Raw genomic sequence first — 17,272 nt, 5'->3', positions numbered from 1 at the left:
GGCTTGCTCAAACAGGATTCGGCTATGTTCGAACGCATGATCTCGTTTCTGAAAGACCTGCCCGCCGCAGGTTCCAGGCATTCGCCCGACGACGATACGCGCGTGGCGGCAGCGGCGCTGATGTATCATGTCATGAATGCTGACGGCGACCGGCAGGACGTCGAGTGGGAGCGCGCCAAGCAGCTTCTGAGCCAGAGTTACGGCGTTTCGGGCGTTGAACTCGACCGGCTGATCAAAGCGGGTGAGCAGGCCGACAACGAGGCAATCGATCTCTACGCCTTCACCAGCGTGCTCAAGCGCAGCCTCGATGAGGAGGCGCGCAAGGACTTCATCGGCATGATGTGGGAGATCGTCTATGCCGATGGCGAATTGCATGAGATGGAAGACAACACCATTTGGCGCATCGCCGAATTGATCGGCGTCGACAGCCGCGACCGCATCGAGGCCAAGCGCCAGGCGGCGCGAAAGGCGGCGCTTCCCGGCGAATCTGAAACAGACGAGTAGGGGGTTCGATGCCGGGGAGGGCGAGGGCAAAGATCCTGGTGGTGCTGCATCAGGAGCATTCCAGCGCCGGTCGTGTCGGCCATGTGCTGATGGAGAACGGTTTCGACCTCGACATCCGCCGGCCGCCGCTCGGCGACCACCTTCCTGAAACGCTCGACGGACATGCCGGGGCTGTTGTGTTTGGCGGGCCGATGAGCGCCAACGATCACGACGAGTTCGTGCGCCGCGAAACCGACTGGCTGGCCGTGCCGCTTAGGGAAAACCGGCCGTTCCTCGGCATTTGCTTGGGTGCGCAGATGCTGGTCAACCATCTCGGCGGCAAGGTCGAGGGCCATGGCGAGGGGCTGGTCGAGATCGGCTGGTATCCGATCAAGGCGACCGAGGAAGGCCGCAAGCTGATGCACTGGCCCGAAATGGTCTATCAGTTCCACCGAGAGGGTTTTTCGCTGCCAAGCGATGCGGTCCTGCTGGCATCGTCCGACACCTATCCAAACCAGGCCTTCCGCTATGGCGACAACGCCTGGGGCATCCAGTTCCATGCCGAACTCACCCGCGTGATGATGCAGCGCTGGGTGGTGCGCGGGGCCGAGCGTTTCGTTTTGCCCGGTGCCCAACCCGGCCGCGACCATCTCGGTGGCCGGCTGATCTGGGATATGCATCTCAAGCGATGGCTTGATGAGTTTCTCGTTACGATATTTGGCAGGGGGGATGGCAGTGGGGCAAGGCAATAGGGCAGTGAAGGTTGCATACTGCCCTATTGCCTTACTCCCCTACTGCCCTCGTCACACCCTTCCGTCGAGACGCCTGACCTTCCGCAGCGCAGGGAACGTCCAGGCCCAGATTCCGGCGACAGCCACGGCGCCTATGCCGCCAAAGACGACGGCAGGCGCTGTGCCGATGAGTGCGGCCATGGTGCCGGCGCGGAATTCGCCAAGCTCGTTGGACGCGCCGACAAAGACGCCGTTGACCGCGTTGACGCGGCCGCGGACATGGTCGGGCGTCCAGAGCTGGATCAGCGTTTCGCGGATGTAGACGCTGACCATGTCGGTGGCGCCGATGAAGGCAAGGCAAACGATCGACAGCCACGGAGTTGTCGAAAAGCCGAATATCGCGGTGAAGACGCCAAACAAGGCGACGAAGAAAAACATGATCCGGCCGGCGTGGTCGCGGATCGGATGGCCTGCGAGCCAGACGGCGACCATGAGGGCGCCGACGCCCGGGGCCGCGCGCAAGAGGCCGAGGCCCCATGGCCCAAGCTCGAGGATATCGCGGGCGTAGATCGGCAACAGGGCGACAGCACCCGACAACAGCACCGCAAACAGGTCGAGCGAGATAGCGCCGAGCACGATCTTTTCGCCCCAGATGTAGCGGAAGCCGGCAAACAGCGTCTCGACCGATGGCTTGCTGGTCTCGCTGCGCTGCCTGGGCTTGGGGATCGAAAAGATCAGGACCGCCGAGGCGAGCATCAGGCAGGTGGCCGCACCATAAGCGGCGGAAGGCGAGATGCCGTAAAGCAGGCCACCGGCGACCGGGCCGACGATGGTGGCGGTCTGCCAGGCCGACGAATTCCAGGCAACGGCATTGGCGAAATCCTCAGTCGGCACAAGATTGGCAACCAGCGAGGCCGAGGCCGGGCCGAAGAAGGCGCGCGCAATGCCGAACACCGCGAGTACACCGAAAATCGGCAGCGGACTGGCAAGGCCGTGGTAGATCAGCGCGAGCAGGGCAGCAGCACAGGCTGTCTCGACAAGGGCTGCCAGACCCATGATGAGCCTGCGGCCGAAACGGTCGGCCACAACGCCGGTGACCAGCACCAAAAGAAGCGCTGGCGCGAACTGGATGACGCCGACAAGGCCGAGGTCGAAAGGGTTGCGGGTGAGGTCATAGACCTGCCAGCCGACACCGACCGAGATGATCTGGGTCGAGAAGGTGGCCAGGAAGCGCGCGATCCAGAAACGCGCGAACGCGCCATGGCGAAAGGCGGCGAAACGCTGTTCGGCTGCTGTTGCGGGCTGGGATGTCATGGGGGCGGGCAAAAGCACCTGTTGCAACGCCGGCCCAGATCGCTTCGAGCCGACGGCGCTGCAATAGCGCAGTTTCCAGCGCAGGGGGCGATTTTGTGTGGCTGGATCAAAGCTTTTGCCTTTCATAGCCAGAGACAGGACCCAGCCGCTGGATATGCCGGCGCGCTGCCGGCAAGAAAATTCCGGCTGCGCGTTACGGAATGGAGAGGCCGCAACGCCCCTGTTTGCAAGGTATCAGGGCTGATCGCCCGCCGGTCGGCATATTGCATTGCAACATAGTTTGAATTGTCCGGTCGCCTCACGTCACCGATCTTGCCGGCATGTTCAAAAGGCTCTCCGGTGAAGGCATCAGCGCATCCAACTCGACGTTTCGGCCCGATATCGAAGGCCTGCGCGCCATTGCCGTGGGCGGCGTGGTCGCCTTCCATTTCGGCATGTCCGACCTGCCTGGCGGCTTCATCGGCGTCGATATCTTCTTTGTCATCTCCGGCTACCTGATCACCAGGCATCTGATGCAGGAGATCGGCCGTAGCGGCACGGTTGACCTCTGGCGCTTCTATGGACGCCGGGCGCGCCGCCTGCTGCCGGCATCGCTTTTGGTGATCGCGGCAACGCTTGCGGCCGGCTATTTCATCCTGGCGCCATCGGAACAGCAACTTTATGCCAAGGGCGCGCTGTTTGCCTCCAGCTATGTCATCAATCTGTGGCTGCTGAGATGGTCGTTCGACTATTTCGCCGCCGATACCGCAAACAACCCGTTCCTGCATTTCTGGTCGCTGTCGGTCGAGGAGCAGTTCTACCTGTTGTGGCCGGCGTTGCTGCTTTTGGCCGCGCGGTTTCGACCGGGCGAAAAGGGCATGGTGCTTTTCCTTGGTGTGGCTGCGGTCGTGTCATTTGCGGCCAGTGCCTGGATGACCGTGGTTTCGCAGCCCTGGGCCTTCTATTTCTCGCCGCTGCGCGCCTGGGAATTCGCCGTCGGCGGCCTTGTCTCGCTCGCGGTCGCCCAACGATGGGCCTCGGGTTTTCGTTTCTCGCCTGCTATGGGCTGGGCCGGCATCGGGTTGATCGCAGCGACCTATCTGACGGTGTCGGAAACCGATCCCTTTCCAGGTTTCATTGCGTTTATTCCCGTTTCAGGCACGGCGATGCTGCTGCTTTCCGGCGCCCGCCAAAGTGCCGCCGGGCCGGCGGCACTCCTGTCGCTGCCACCGTTCCAATGGACCGGAAGGCTGTCTTATTCGCTGTATCTTTGGCATTGGCCCGTTATCGTCTATGCAACGATCCTTTGGCCCGACCTTTCGCTCGCCGGGCGGCTGACGTGCCTGCTGGTGACGGTTGCCTTGTCCTATCTCAGCTATCGTTTCGTCGAGAACCCGGTGAGGCTGAATGGCTGGCTTTCAGCCGGCTCGGTGCGCTCGCTGGGGCTTGCGGCACTGCTTACCTCTCTTGGCGTGACGTTGTCTTATGGCGCTTCCCAGCTCGCGGGACGAAGCATCGATCCAGACCAGAAGCTCATCGCGGACAGTGCGGCGCGCTCCTCGTCGGCGCGCCAGTTCGACGCGAGTTGCGTCGCCAGCCTGGAGCAAACCAAGCCGCGCAGCTGCAGTCTCGGCGCGTCGCAGCCACGAAAGACGATCGTTCTTTTCGGCGATTCGCATGCAGACCATTGGTCGACGCCGCTGGCAAAGATCGCCGAGGCGAACAACTGGCGCGTGGTGACGTACCTCAAATCCTCCTGTTCGGTCGCGGCGGTGCCGACATGGAACGTGCGCCTGATGCGGGCCTATGCCGAATGCGACGCGTGGCGGAAATCAGCGATGAAGGAAATCGCCGAACTGAAGCCCGACACGGTGATCGTTGCGCAGTTTTCGTACAGCTATGTCGAAAATGACGTGAATGGCGGTCTGGACCATCTGGTCAGCCGCAATGTCTGGGCCGAGGGCCTGCGGGCGTCGCTAAAAGCACTTCGCGACACAAACGCCGAGGTCGTTCTGCTCAGGGACGTTCCCGTACACAAGTCGTATCTCGACCGCTGCGTCGCCCGCTCGTTGTGGCAGGGCAGGCATTCGAGCGTCTGCGACACGCCGAGAGACGAAGCGATCGACGAACGGGTGTCCCAGGCCGAACAGGCGGCGACAGCCGGCCTGGCGGGCGTCAGATATGTCGATCTTACAGAACTATTCTGCAATGACGTCACCTGTCCGGCGATGATTGGCGGCAAGCTGACCTTCCGCGATCGGCACCACATCGCCACGCCCTATGCGGCGACGCTGGCCGGTTCGATGCAGCGCGCGATCTTCGGCAACCAGGTGGCGGCGCATTGGCGGTGAGCCTCGGCGCGCACGCCTTGATTGCAGCGTCAAATCGCTAGAGCTGGATGCCGGTGGTGGCGAGGCCCCGTGTGATGCTGCCGGTGGTCGGCAAAAGCGGGATCAGGCAGGCCTGGAGCGCGTGGTAGATGTCGGGCTTGCCGTAGAACGGGCCGGCATTCGGCTTGAGATCATTGTCGAGCTGGGCGTGCCAGCCGCCATTGGCGCGGTCGATGAAGCGGGTGGCGCAGAAACTCCAGATGCGCCGGTACCACTCCTCGTAGGCCTTGTCGCCGTCAATGGCGTTGAGCACGGAAGCCGCACCGATCGCCTCGCAGCATGGCCACCAGTAGCGGTCCTTGATGCGGGCCGAGCCGTCCCATTCGAGCGTGTAGTAAAAGCCGCCCTTTGCAACGTCCCAGCCATCTGATGTTGCCTGGCCGAACAGGTTCTTGGCGGCGTCGGGCAGCCAGGCGAGCTTGCGGCCGCCGAGTTCCCAAAGCTGCAGCAAAAGCCGCGCCCATTCGAGCGAGTGGCCGGGCGTGGTACCAAAGGGGCGGAACATCGGGTCGCCGGAATAATCGCGGTCGACTTTCCAGTCGGCGCTGAAATGTTCGGGCAGGCGCCAGCCGGCGGCGGCTGAATGGCGGCGGATGATGAGGTCGGCGATGCGCTCGGCCATCGACAAATAGGTGCTGTCGTCGGTTGCTTCGAACGCGGCCATCAGCGCCTCGGTCAGGTGCATGTTGGAGTTCTGGCCGCGATAGCTGTCGAAGGGTTTCCAGTCGCGGGTGAATTCTTCCGCCACCGCGCCATGCGCCTCTTCCCAGAATTTCTCGGAGAGGATTGTCGAGATGTCGGTCAGCAGGCGGTCGGCGTCGGGATGGCCGGCGACCTTGGCGCTCGAGGCGGCGAGCAGCACGAAGGCGTGGCCATAGGCCTGCTTGGTGTCGTTGGTCGGCCCGTCATAACCGACGCCCCAGAAATAGCCGCCATCGACCGCGTCGCGATGACCGTTCCACAGGAAATCCATGCCGTGGTCGACAAGTGTGTCGGCGCCGGGGCGGCCAAGCAAATGGGCGATGGAAAAGCAGTGGACCATGCGGGTGGTGACATGGATCTGGCGGCCGGCGAATTTGCCTGGAACTGCCCCCGGCGCCAGCGGGCGTCCGTGATCGTCGAGGTCATGGAAGCCGCCGAGCGGATTGAGGCTTTCGCGCTCAAAGAAGGAAAACAGCGCGTCGGCCTGCTGCATCAGCCACAGGCGATGGCTTTGGAGCGTCGTCCATTTGGCCGAGCCGGCGGATATTTCCAAAGAAGCCATGGATCAAGTTCCTCTGCGGCAGATGGTCCACCCTGACTGATACCTGCGACCTAAGACGTAATGGCTCAAGCACTCAACAGGAAAACGCCATGATTTGCGTGCAGCGGTGCATGGACGCTGGATTCAGCAAATATGCCACGGTGGTGCCACTAGCCATGGCGCTTGCCGCGCTTTATGGACAATTGGCGCGCTTGACCGAGTTGGCAGCGAGATTTCGGGGACTAAATGACGAAATTGATGTCGTCCACGGCGGACGACCTGCCTACAGGGTCTGCACAGGCTGCAGGTCATGCTGCTGAAAAAGCGCTGGTTCGCCGGCTTGCATCGCATTGCAATCGCTTTCGCGATCCAGACGACCGCCGTGCGGCGTTCGAATTGGCGGTGACACTGGTGCCGTTCCTGGCCATGGGCGCGGCCCTTGTCTGGCTCGCCGCTTATGCCGAGCCAGTGCTCGGCGGATGGCGTTGGCTTTTGCTGGCCCTTGTGTCGCCGGTCTGTGCCGCGTTCCTGGTCAGGCTGTTTGCGATCCAGCACGATTGCGGCCATGGCTCGTTCACCAGTTCGCGCGAAGCGAACCGGATGATCGGCCGGGTGCTGAGCGTCTTCACCTTCACACCTTACACGCTGTGGCAGAAGGCGCATGCCGTGCATCACGGCTCGTCGGGCAATCTCGACAAGCGCGGCATCGGCGACATCGATACGCGCACCGTGGCCGAATATGAGGCGATGACCACAAGCCAGCGGCTGATGTATCGCATCTACCGCAATCCGTTCATCCTGATCGTGATCGGCGTGCCGATCTATTTCCTGATCATGCACCGGCTGCCCTACAACGAAGCCATTCCGCGCGTCGAAGCCTGGCGCAGCGCTGGCGGGCTCAATGTGGCGCTGGTTGTCGTCTATGGCGGGCTTGTGCTTCTGGCCGGCTGGGCTGTGATGCTGGCGGTACTGCCGGTCGTGGTGATGGGTGCCTGGGTCGGCGGCTGGCTGTTTTATGTCCAGCATCAGTTCGAAGAGACGCGCTGGGATGCCGGCGATGCCTGGGACCTTCATGTCGCGGCATTTGGCGGCAGCTCGTGGTATGCCTTGCCCGCGGTGCCCCAGTGGCTGACCGGGTCGATCGGCCTGCACCACATCCATCATTTGTGCAGCCGCGTGCCGTTCTATCGCCTGCAGGCCTGCTTCGACAGCAACGCCGAGCTTCGCGATGCGAGCAAGACCGTCAAGCTGACCTTCTGGAAGAGCGTTGGCTGCATCAATCTCGCGCTTTGGTGCGAGAACCGCCGGCGCCTGGTCACCTTCGCTGAAGCGCGGGTGTAGGCTCAAGGCGCCTGCGCCAGCACTCTGCGGCCTGACGACGGGCATCGTCGAAGGCCAGCATCGGGCTTAACGTCACAAGAGCGGCAGCGGCGGTATCGACGACAATTCGTTCCGCCGTTTCGTCCCTTGCTTTTCCAAGCCATACCGCGCGCCAGTATTCGTAGCTGGTGAGGCCTGTCGGCAGCTCGGCCTTGGGCCGAAGTTGCGAGGCAATGAGTAATTCGCCGGCTTTGCCATTGTCGAGCGTAAACATGGTTGTCGCCCGAAAGGGCGTGGCCTGCGCCACATCGCGGCTGTTGCCCAGAATGCAGAGCCTTGGCCAGTCGAGCAAAGCGGCAGCATCCCGGTGAAGATCGCGGTAGTTGGGCCGGAATGCCGCAAGCAGGCTGGCGCGGGCGTTGAGCGGGTTGAGCAGGTGCACGACGGCACTGAGCGGTGAGCGCATCTCCAGAAGACTGTATATGCCGAGCAAACCATGAAGCTGCGCTGACATCGCTGCGAGCGGCAGATAGGCGATGCGCTGTGCCTGCAGGACTTCTTTCGCTTGGGTGATGTTTGCCGCGACAGGAATGCCAATGGCGCCTGCGGCCATCTGGATCGTGCCTCTTGCCGCCCCGTTGCCGCTGTTGCCGTGCAGGAGAACGCGGTAGCCAGCATCCGCCACAAGCCGGGCGGCCTGGAGAAACCAAGGGGCAGATCTCGACTTCGGCGACACATAGGCGGGCCAGTCGAGATCGGCAAAACTTGGTGGACTCGTGGAAGGATCGAGATGGCGCCGACTTGCCCTTGTCAGGCCCGCAAGTTCGACTGCCGTCAGTCCGCGATACTGCAAGACGACCAGCAGTGCCCCCACCTGGATGGGGTCGGCCTCGCCGGCAAGCAGCAGCGAGAACGCCTCGTCTGCCTCCGCAAGGGATAGCGGCCGGGCGCCACTGGAACCGGCGCCGATCGTTGCGATATGTCTGGCAAGCCTTTGCCGAGGGGCGGCGTCCTCGCCGATCGATGCCAGCTTGCGGGCAAAGTCGGCCGGCAGGGGCTCTCCTTCCAGATAGAGGCTGGGACGCATGGCGAGCGGCGGCGCATCGATGATCGTGGCATGGACCCAATCGGGCGCGCTTGAAGCCGCCACGCCAGTATCTGCGTCCCGTTTCGGGTCAAGCAGATGTTCGGTCTCCGCCGCCACCGCCCGCAGCCGCAGGCGCAGCGTTTCGGCGAAGGGCGTGGGCACCATGCCACGTGCGCTCCTGACCAGGATCGGATCGCCATAGAGCTCGCGAATCTGCTTCAGGAGCCGGCTCATGGCGGGAGCGCCAAGGCCCAGCCTTGCGGCGGCCTTGCCGACGCTGCCCTCAACCAAAAGCGCGTCCAGCGCCACCAGCAGGCGGAGCTGACCAAGACGCGGCTCGCTCGCGTCGGCGGTCGGTCTCGCCGACTTTTGCGGCAGGTCCTTATGCAGGTCGGTACTGTCCATGCCCACTCGTCATCGAACGCGAAGAACCCAGGCGAGATGCCCGCGCGGGTCCAAATTGCGTTTTTCTGAATTTGGAATCGCTCGCAAACACCGGAGTTGACCGTCCCTATTCGATAAATAAGAAGACTTTTACACTCAAGTTTAAGTGATGGGGCGCTTTCATGAATAATTTCAACCGTCTGGATGCGGTCCGGCCAGGCTGCATGGGCTTCGGTCGAGAGCGTGTCAGGCAGGCCAGGTCACCTCGGGTCCACATGCTGCTTGCCTGCACCTGCCTGTCGGGCATGGCATTGCTCGTGTCTTCCGCCGCCTTCGCGCAGACCTCGCAAAAGCGGGCTGCGGCCAGCGAAACCACGGTCCTGCCCCAGCTTGTGGTGACCGCGTCCGGCTTCGAGCAGAACGTCAAGGATGCCCCGGCGAGCATTACTGTTGTCTCGCGCGAGGAACTGGAGAGGGGTACGTTTCGCGACCTGACAGATGCCTTGCGCGACGTCCAAGGCGTCACCGTGACCGGTCCGGCCAACGAAAAGGATATTTTCATCCGGGGATTGCCGGGCCAGTACACGCTGATCCTCGTCGACGGCAAGCGCCAGAGCACACGTGAGGCGCGCGCCAATGGCAATGCCGGTTTCGAGCAGAGCTTCTTGCCGCCTCTTGCGGCGATCGAGCGGATCGAGGTCGTTCGCGGACCGATGTCGTCGCTTTACGGCTCGGACGCGATGGGCGGCGTCATCAACATCATCACCCGCAAGGTAGGCGAGACGTGGTCCGGCTCGTTCACGACCGACGGGACCGTGCAGCAGCACAGCGAGTTTGGCGATACCGGCCAGGGCACATTCTATCTCAACGGGCCTGTTCTCAAGGACACGCTTGGCCTGCAGGTCTGGGGCCAGGGACTGAAGCGCGGTGAGGATTCGCTGCTCGGCGGCATCACCGGCGCCAAGGAAGGCACGCTTGGCGGGCGGCTGACTTTCGTGCCGAACGAAAATCACGAGTTCCGGCTTGAGGGCGGCACGTCGCGGCTACGGCGCGAGGCAAACACCGGCCAGACAATCGCTGAAAACGGCATTTCGACATACAACAACAACGATCGTGATCACTGGTCGCTGACGCATATCGGCGACTGGGGCTGGACGACCTCAGAATTCTCGTTCCAGCAGGAATGGGCCGAGCGCAGCAACTTCAACTGGGACAAGAAGCGCCGTGACTTCGTGGAAAATCCGCGCTCGCCCGAAATCCGCAACTCCGTCCTCGACGGCAAGTTCACCACGCCGTTCGAGCTTCTCGGCTCGCACACGCTGGTGACGGGCGGCCAGATGTTCGACGCATTGCTGACCGACCAGAACCCCGGCCGCAGGACAAGCCGTGACGAGCAGTTTCAGATCCTGCAGTGGGCGCTGTTTGCCGAAGACGAATGGAGGCTCTCCGACAGCTTTGCCCTGACCGGCGGGCTCAGGCTGGACAATCACCAGGAATATGGCTCGCACCTGAGCCCACGGCTCTACGGTGTGTGGAATCCCACTGATCAGCTAACGCTGAAAGGCGGTGTCTCGACGGGCTTCCGCGCGCCCGATGTGCGGGCGATTTCGCCCGGCTATGCCTACACGACCGGTGGCGGCGGCTGCACCTATGGCCCGAACGGCTCCTGCGGCGTCATCATTGCCGACCCGAACCTCAGGGCGGAGACCAGCACCAGCTTTGAATTGGGCGCGCTGTGGGACAGCCATGATGGCATCACCTTGGGGGCGACGTATTTCTACACCGATTTCAAGGACAAGATCGCCAATGCGCCGGTGCTCGACAGCACCGGCAAGCCGGTGCGCTGGAGCGAAGACCCCAACTACCGGCTCTGGTACAATTACAACATCGACGACGCCATCATACAGGGGCTGGAACTGACAGCGGGCTGGGAGGCGACCGATGCGGTTTCGATCCGTGGCAGCTATACCTACACCCATTCCGAACAGCAGACAGGCGTCTATGCCGGCTTCCCGCTCTCCCGCACGCCTGAGCATACGGCCAATCTGCGCCTCGACTGGATAACGCCGATGGATGGGCTTTCGGCCTGGGCGGCAGCGAACTATCACGGCGCCGAGATCAATTCTGGCCCGCGCATCGGCACGATCGGCAAGCCGGTGGCGATCAAGGGGGTGGTTGGGCGCAAATATGATGCCTATGCCACCGTCGACCTGGGCGCCACCTACGCGTTCACCGAAAACTTCGTGATGAACGCCGCTGTCTACAACCTGCTGGACGAGAGGGTCGAGACCGCCGAACACAACGCGGTGATGGAAGGCAGGCGCTTGTGGGTGAGCCTGACCACGAGTTTCTGACCCTGTCGGCTCCTGTCGCGCCGCTTACTCGGCCCGAACAGGCGAGGGCACGCCGACGCGGATGAGCTGGGAAAATTCAGGGGTCAGCCCGGCAGCCAGCGCGCGCTCGGCGATATGGGCGCGCGCCCGCAGTTCCTGCATGGATAGCTGGCTATCGAGCGCGCCTTGATCATAGGCGTATTCGGGAAGGTAGCCGTTGACGATGAGGCGCCAGTCGAGCGGGATCATGTCGCCGACCGCGCGGATCATCTTGACGATGACGGTGGTGCAATTGGTGGTGATGGAATTGTAAAAACGCGGTGTCTCGGCCAGCTTGTTGGCATCAGCGACATATTCGAGCAGCAATGCCTTGGCGGCTTGCGGCGAAGCCCTGAGGCGATAAAGCTGGACGTCTTCGCCTCGGACGTTCGACCGGACGCCGACGACGTCGCGCTCATCGGCTGCGATGATGACAAGGGCATTGCTTTTGAACAGATCGGCGAGCGGCGAGAATGCGCCGCCGTTGAGCCGCCGCACTTCGATCGACCAGGCAAGATAATCGCCACCTTCGAAACCGAAGCTCATGATGACATGGGCCATTTCCGGCCCGGCCCAATAGGACATGAACAGGTCGAGCGTCTGAAGCTTGGTCAAATCGTAGGTTCTGGTCGTCCAGAGCTCGGTGAAGTCGGTTTTTGTCCGCCATTCGAAGTCGCGAACATTGGTCAGCGTCAGCATGTCGCCGTCGCGCGTTCCTGTTACCTGGCGCGCGACATCGGGCGCGAAATCGGCGTGTTCGGGCGGATGGATGGTACTCCACCACAACAGCATCGCGGCGAAGGCGACTGCGAAAGGCACAAGCGCACGAAGATGCCAGCGGCTGAACAGGGCAATGGCGGTGGCGATGCCGAGCAGGGCAAACAGGCATGCAGCGAGCCCTCGGACCAGTTCTGGCAGAGGCAGCCGGTACCACAGGGCGAGAGCGGCCCAGGCTGTCGCAACGACGATGACGAATACGAGAATGATCGCGGAAACGATCCGCAGGGTGCTTCGCAATCTCACGTCCAGCCAGCTTTCCATGTTTGACGGCGGCTCAGGGCAGCCGATCAAGCCCCTTCGCCAAGCGCTACCCGAGAGAAGTCGACGAGTCGAGAGTGGGTGGCCTGTCGAACATGACGCGAAGAGGGCATTGGGACGCTAGGCGCGCTTCCTCGACAGCGACATCAGTGTCCATCCGAACCCCATGCGTTCCTTCATCCTTTCGACGCGATTGCCAAAAACAGCGCGGACGGGCGCATTCAGCTTCCAGGAATGCGCTCGGGCGGTCGCGCAATGCTTTTGATTTTGGGAAAATCAGCCAATTGATCCGCTGGTGGAGCTGAGGAGGATCGAACTCCTGACCTCGTCATTGCGAACGACGCGCTCTCCCAGCTGAGCTACAGCCCCGTCCAGCGGATGGCCGCATTTATTGGCTGTGCGCGGCGTCTGTCAAGCGAGCAGTTGACGTAGGGGCGATATAGCGCTGGGGCGAAGGTGCTGACCGAGATGCCGGCTCTGCAGGCAGGTGCGGCCGCCAAATCTGAGAGGCGGTGCAAAAAAATCCGTGGCGTGTCCCCGTCGCGGCGCGTACGCAGGAGGCGGCGGGGCTTGCCGCTCAGGCGTGCAATGGCTAAATGTCGGAAATTCATTGGAGAACGGCATGCTCGCCCTCATTCAGACGATCGTTCTGGCCCTCGACCTGTATTGGTGGATCATCATCGCTTCGGCGATCTTCTCCTGGCTCTATGCTTTCAACGTGGTCAATCCGCGCAACCAGGTCGTCGGCACCATTGGCAACATGCTGTTCAGGCTGACCGAGCCGGCGCTGCGGCCGATTCGCCGCTTGATGCCCGATCTCGGCGGCATCGACATTTCGCCGATCATCCTGTTGCTGTTGCTGTTTTTCGTGCGCCAGTTCATCTTGACCACGGTGGCGCCGCTCGTCATCTGACGCGCCATGTCCGGCTTCTTCAGGGAGCGTGACGACGGCGTCGATCTGTTCGTACGGCTGACGCCGCGCTCCTCCAGGGATGCCGTCGAGGGCGTTGAAATGACGGCCGACGGGCGCCGTCATCTGGCAGCACGGGTGCGCGCCGTTCCCGAAAAGGGCGAAGCAAACGCGGCGCTCGAAAAGCTGCTCGCTGCGGCACTCGGCATTCCCAAAAAGTCGATCTCGGTGGTTGCCGGCGGCACCTCGCGGCTCAAGACCGTGCGCATCGCAGGCGATGCCGGCGAGCTGGGCAGGCTGGTGGCGGGGCTGGCCAAGGGCTGAGCGTGCACGCTGCCGGCGAGCCGCCGTTCAATTAGGTCGATGAGACACAAAATGAGGGCGCGGCCAGCTGAGCCGACCGCGCCCCGTGTCGATTGAACCTGTCAGTTCGAAAGGACTCAGGCCTTGAGCTGCTTGGCGCGCTCGATGGCTTCCACGATCATCTTCTTGGCGTAGGCCGCGTCGTGCCAGCCGCCGATCTTGACCCACTTGCCGGGCTCGAGATCCTTGTAGTGGGCGAAGAAGTGCTCGATCTGCTGGAGCGTGATCTCGGGCAGGTCGGTGTGGTTGAAGACGTTTTCGTAGCGGCGGGTCAGCTTGGGCGAGGGCACGGCGATGACCTTCTCGTCCTGGCCGGCATTGTCTTCCATCACCAGCACGCCGATCGGGCGCACATTGATGACGCAGCCGGGGATGAGCTGACGGGTGTTGCAGACCAGAACGTCGATCGGGTCGCCGTCGCCGGACAGCGTGTGCGGCACAAAACCGTAGTTACCGGGATAGTGCATCGGGGTGTAGAGGAAGCGGTCGACGACGAGCGTGCCGGCTTCCTTGTCCATCTCATACTTGATCGGCTGCCCGCCAACGGGCACCTCGACGATCACGTTGACATCTTCGGGCGGATTCTTGCCGATCGAAATGGCGTCGATGCGCATTGGGAAAGCTCCAGATTAAAGGTGCCTCCCGATAAACGCCTTGGGCCGCGTGTGCAATGCAATATTGATTCGACCAAAGGCGTGGCGCTTTGGTCAGCCAGGGGTCACTCCCAGACGAAGGCGACCTTTTTGAGCGCCTTCTGGTCGAAAACCTCGACGCCTTCGGCGATGTCGCGGCCGCCAGCACCGGCGTAGAACGACAGCGCGTTCTCGTTTTCCTCAAGCGCCCAAACCACCATGCCCTTGAGGCCGTGGTCGGCAAGGCGCTGGCGGGCAGCGGCGAACAGGCGGCTGCCGAGACCAATGCCCTGGCATTCGGGGCGGAGGTAGAGTTCGTAGATCTCGCCTTGCTGCTTGAGCTCGCGGGCGCGGTTGCGGCCGAGCGTGGCGTAGCCGGCGATCTTGCCGCCGATCTCGATGACCAGGACGGTGGCGGCGCGGCGGATCGCATTGGCCCACCATTCACCGCCACGGCGGTTGATCATGGTGGTCAGCGCGCGATGCGGGATGATACCGGAATAAGCACCGCGCCAGGCCTCGTGATGGACCTCGGCGATGGCGTCGGCATCGCGCGGCTCGGCTTTTCTGATGTCGATGGTCAGCGTGTTCATAGTTTCTTAACCATAAACCGCGTTTCGACCGTTGCAAAGAGTCCGCCAGCGGGCGGAGAGGCCTTTCACACGATTGGGAACGAGGATCACGCCAAGGTGTGTCCAAATGGACTCACTCTTTGCGGCAAGCTAGATTTCGACGAGGTGATCGTCGAGTTCGTTGACGTCGTCCGACGACACCGGGAAATGCTCGGAAAGCAGGGCTCCGACAGTGGCGATGGCTGAAACAAAGCCATCGGCGAGGCGGTTTTCGCGGGCCTGTTCGATCAGATCGCGGACGATTCCGTCCCAGGCATGTTGCGGAACCTTGGCGTTGATACCGGCGTCGGCAACGACCTCAGCATAACGCTCGGCCAGCGAGACGAAGATCAGCACGCCGGTGCGCGACGTCGTGAGATGAATGTTGCGGGCATAGAACTGCCTGAGTGCATTGGCGTGGGCGGCGCGCCAGAGCAGGCGGCTGGGCACAAGCCAGATTCGCAGGCCAGGTGCCCACCACAAAAGCGCGCAGGCGGCCGCGACCGCAAGCAGCTGGACGATGACAAAATGCGGCAGCCGCACTTCGACCCACCAATATTCAAGCGCAAGAGCGGCCGCCAGGCTGACGAGCAGGACGCCTGCAGTGACGGCAAAGGCTGCGGGGAAGAAATAGCCGTCGCTGCGGTGGGCGACCACGCAGTAGATCTCGCCAGCCGTTTCGGCCTCGGCGGCGCAGATGGCGGTGGCGATGCGTTCGCGGTCGCCGGGGTTGAGCATGGTTTGGGTCATGTCGTTTTACCAGCTCCCCGAAGAACCGCCGCCGCCGGACGAACCGCCTCCACCCGAGAAGCCGCCGCCGCCTGAGGACCAACCTCCGCCGCCACCGGACCAGCCACCGCCGCCTGAACTCCACCCGCCACCGCCGCCCGAGCCTTGGGCGTAGTTGAAGGTCATGCCGAGCCAGATGTAGCGGCCAGGCCCGAGCTTGCGACCGTAGATGCGCGGCAGGACCGCCATCGCCATGCCGCCGAAGAACAGGGCTATCCACAGCGCGACGAAGACGAAGAAAATGATGTCGTCTTCGCTCATGCCCGTCAGGCTGGTCTGTTCGTTGCGCTTGGCGCGGGCCTCGAGCTCGGCGCCGTCGCCCTCGACCACCATAACGATGTCGTCGACGGCCTTGGAAATGCCGCCGGAAAAATCGCCGGCGCGGAAGGCCGGTACCATGGTGTTTTCGATGATCAGCTTGGTGTGCAGGTCAGTCAGCACGCCTTCCAGGCCATAACCGACCTCGATGCGCATGCGCCGCTCATTGGGCGCGACGACCAAAAGCACGCCGTTGTCCTCGCCGGCCTGGCCGAGCTTCCAGGCGCGGTACAGGCGATTGGCGTAGGGCTCGATCTCCTCGCCGTCGAGGCTGGGAACGGTGGCGACGACGATCTGGTCGGAGGACTTTTTTTCGAAATCGGCCAGCTTCTGGACGAGTGCGGCTTCGGTTGCCGGGTCGATGATGCCGGCATCGTCGACGACGCGGCCGGTGAGGGCGGGGAGCTCGGCGGCGAGGGCGGGTAGGGCAAGGAACCAGCCGATAACCGCCAGAGCGACCAAACAAAGTGTCCATGCGCGGAAAGCTTCGCGCCGCCCCTCATCCGCCTGCCGGCACCTTCTCCCCGTGAACGGGGAGAAGGGACAAGCGGGGGCGCTGACGCCCCCCTCGCCCCGTTTACGGGGAGAGGGTAGGGGTGAGGGGCATGGCTTATCCATCCGCGAGAAAAGCACTGCCTTAGCGCCTGACCGCGACTGTTACCCGCCCTGCTTGGTGCCGAAATTGACCTTAGGTGCCTCGAGCTTGTCTTCGGCGACGGTGAAGTTCTGGAATGGCTGGTTGCGGAACCACAGCGAGTTCCACAGCATGGCGGGGAAGGTCTTCAGCGAGGTGTTGTAGACGCGAACGGTCTCGATGTAGTCGCGGCGGGCGACCGCAATGCGGTTTTCGGTGCCTTCGAGCTGGGCTTGCAGCGCCATGAAGTTCTGGTTGGCCTTGAGGTCGGGATAGTTTTCGACGACGGCGAGCAGGCGCGACAGCGCGCTGGTCAGCCCGGCCTGGTTGTCCTGGAAGGCCTTGAAGGCATTGGGGTCGGTTAGCGTCTCTGGCGTGACGGTGACTTGCGTTGCCTTGGCGCGGGCCTGGACGACGCCTTCGAGCGTGTCCTGCTCGTGCGTGGCATAGCCCTTCACCGTTTCGACGAGGTTGGGGATGAGGTCGGCGCGGCGCTGATACTGGTTCAGCACTTCGCTCCAGGCAGCTTTTGCCTGCTCTTCCTGGGTCGGGATAGTGTTGTAGCCGCAGGCCGAAAGCAACGGCATGACGATCGTCAGGAAGACGAGGGCCGGAAGCAGGCGAAAAGCAGGAAGTGCCGGCGAAGCTTGCATGCGCATCGGATTGTCCTCGAC

16 protein-coding genes and 1 tRNA gene are annotated in these 17,272 nt (G+C 62.8%); 7 read left to right on the top strand and 10 right to left on the bottom strand.

The window, feature by feature from the left end; all coding sequences use genetic code 11:
• Positions 1-24 precede the first annotated feature (24 nt).
• Complete coding sequence (locus tag AC1DLV_RS11965) at positions 25-504, top strand: tellurite resistance TerB family protein (RefSeq protein ID WP_476836166.1); 480 nt, start codon at positions 25-27, stop codon at positions 502-504.
• Between the two features lie 8 nt (positions 505-512).
• Positions 513-1,235, top strand: a complete 723-nt coding sequence (locus AC1DLV_RS11960) for a glutamine amidotransferase (RefSeq protein WP_476800259.1) — start codon at positions 513-515, stop codon at positions 1,233-1,235.
• A gap of 51 nt (positions 1,236-1,286) precedes the next feature.
• Here the strand turns inward: AC1DLV_RS11960 and AC1DLV_RS11955 are convergent, their stop codons facing one another.
• On the bottom strand, positions 1,287-2,528 hold the full coding sequence (locus tag AC1DLV_RS11955; RefSeq protein WP_476800258.1) for an MFS transporter: 1,242 nt from the start codon (positions 2,526-2,528) through the stop codon (positions 1,287-1,289).
• A 320-nt stretch (positions 2,529-2,848) separates the two neighbouring features.
• Here AC1DLV_RS11955 and AC1DLV_RS11950 point away from each other — a divergent pair, with 320 nt between their 5' ends.
• A complete protein-coding gene (locus AC1DLV_RS11950) occupies positions 2,849-4,858 on the top strand; it encodes an acyltransferase family protein (RefSeq protein ID WP_476800257.1) in 2,010 nt (669 codons plus the stop codon).
• Between the two features lie 37 nt (positions 4,859-4,895).
• Here the strand turns inward: AC1DLV_RS11950 and AC1DLV_RS11945 are convergent, their stop codons facing one another.
• Positions 4,896-6,161: an AGE family epimerase/isomerase gene (locus AC1DLV_RS11945; RefSeq protein ID WP_476800256.1), complete on the bottom strand. Its 1,266-nt coding sequence runs from the start codon at positions 6,159-6,161 to the stop codon at positions 4,896-4,898.
• Between the two features lie 225 nt (positions 6,162-6,386).
• On the opposite strand from AC1DLV_RS11945, the gene AC1DLV_RS11940 reads away from it, so the two are divergent.
• Positions 6,387-7,481, top strand: coding sequence for a fatty acid desaturase (locus tag AC1DLV_RS11940; RefSeq protein WP_476800255.1), 1,095 nt, complete (start codon positions 6,387-6,389; stop codon positions 7,479-7,481).
• Here AC1DLV_RS11940 and AC1DLV_RS11935 read toward each other — a convergent pair.
• Positions 7,456-8,952, bottom strand: a complete 1,497-nt coding sequence (locus AC1DLV_RS11935) for a glycosyl transferase family protein (RefSeq protein ID WP_476800254.1) — start codon at positions 8,950-8,952, stop codon at positions 7,456-7,458. The genes AC1DLV_RS11940 and AC1DLV_RS11935 overlap by 26 nt on opposite strands.
• A 254-nt stretch (positions 8,953-9,206) precedes the next feature.
• Here AC1DLV_RS11935 and AC1DLV_RS11930 point away from each other — a divergent pair, with 254 nt between their 5' ends.
• Positions 9,207-11,285: a TonB-dependent receptor domain-containing protein gene (locus AC1DLV_RS11930; protein ID WP_476800326.1), complete on the top strand. Its 2,079-nt coding sequence runs from the start codon at positions 9,207-9,209 to the stop codon at positions 11,283-11,285.
• Positions 11,286-11,309: 24 nt separating this feature from the next.
• Here the strand turns inward: AC1DLV_RS11930 and AC1DLV_RS11925 are convergent, their stop codons facing one another.
• Both AC1DLV_RS11925 and AC1DLV_RS11920 read right to left on the bottom strand, forming a co-directional pair.
• Complete coding sequence (locus AC1DLV_RS11925; RefSeq protein ID WP_476800253.1) at positions 11,310-12,320, bottom strand: Lnb N-terminal periplasmic domain-containing protein; 1,011 nt, start codon at positions 12,318-12,320, stop codon at positions 11,310-11,312.
• 314 nt (positions 12,321-12,634) lie between these two features.
• Positions 12,635-12,710 (bottom strand) — tRNA-Ala (locus AC1DLV_RS11920).
• A 253-nt stretch (positions 12,711-12,963) separates the two neighbouring features.
• On the opposite strand from AC1DLV_RS11920, the gene AC1DLV_RS11915 reads away from it, so the two are divergent.
• Complete coding sequence (locus tag AC1DLV_RS11915) at positions 12,964-13,254, top strand: YggT family protein (protein WP_476783303.1); 291 nt, start codon at positions 12,964-12,966, stop codon at positions 13,252-13,254.
• A 6-nt stretch (positions 13,255-13,260) separates the two neighbouring features.
• The gene (locus tag AC1DLV_RS11910; RefSeq protein ID WP_476800252.1) at positions 13,261-13,575 is read left to right on the top strand and encodes a DUF167 family protein; all 315 of its coding nucleotides are present in this window, start codon (positions 13,261-13,263) and stop codon (positions 13,573-13,575) included.
• Between the two features lie 116 nt (positions 13,576-13,691).
• On the opposite strand, the gene ppa is transcribed toward AC1DLV_RS11910, so the two are convergent.
• The 5 genes from ppa to AC1DLV_RS11885 all read right to left on the bottom strand — a co-directional run bounded on the left by ppa (position 13,692) and on the right by AC1DLV_RS11885 (position 17,257).
• Positions 13,692-14,228, bottom strand: a complete 537-nt coding sequence (ppa, locus tag AC1DLV_RS11905) for an inorganic diphosphatase (protein ID WP_476800251.1) — start codon at positions 14,226-14,228, stop codon at positions 13,692-13,694.
• A 104-nt stretch (positions 14,229-14,332) separates the two neighbouring features.
• Positions 14,333-14,839, bottom strand: coding sequence for an N-acetyltransferase family protein (locus AC1DLV_RS11900; RefSeq protein WP_476800250.1), 507 nt, complete (start codon positions 14,837-14,839; stop codon positions 14,333-14,335).
• Between the two features lie 129 nt (positions 14,840-14,968).
• Complete coding sequence (locus tag AC1DLV_RS11895; protein WP_476800249.1) at positions 14,969-15,607, bottom strand: TPM domain-containing protein; 639 nt, start codon at positions 15,605-15,607, stop codon at positions 14,969-14,971.
• Positions 15,608-15,613: 6 nt separating this feature from the next.
• Positions 15,614-16,426 (bottom strand): TPM domain-containing protein, encoded by an 813-nt coding sequence (locus tag AC1DLV_RS11890; RefSeq protein ID WP_476800248.1) that lies wholly within the window; start codon positions 16,424-16,426, stop codon positions 15,614-15,616.
• 195 nt (positions 16,427-16,621) lie between these two features.
• Positions 16,622-17,257, bottom strand: coding sequence for a LemA family protein (locus AC1DLV_RS11885; protein ID WP_476800247.1), 636 nt, complete (start codon positions 17,255-17,257; stop codon positions 16,622-16,624).
• Positions 17,258-17,272 lie beyond the last annotated feature (15 nt).

The sequence above is a fragment of the Aminobacter sp. 01T433 genome, from assembly GCF_056398585.1.
The sequence above is the reverse complement of the archived record's forward strand: the minus strand, read 5'-3'. Positions and strand labels throughout refer to the sequence as shown.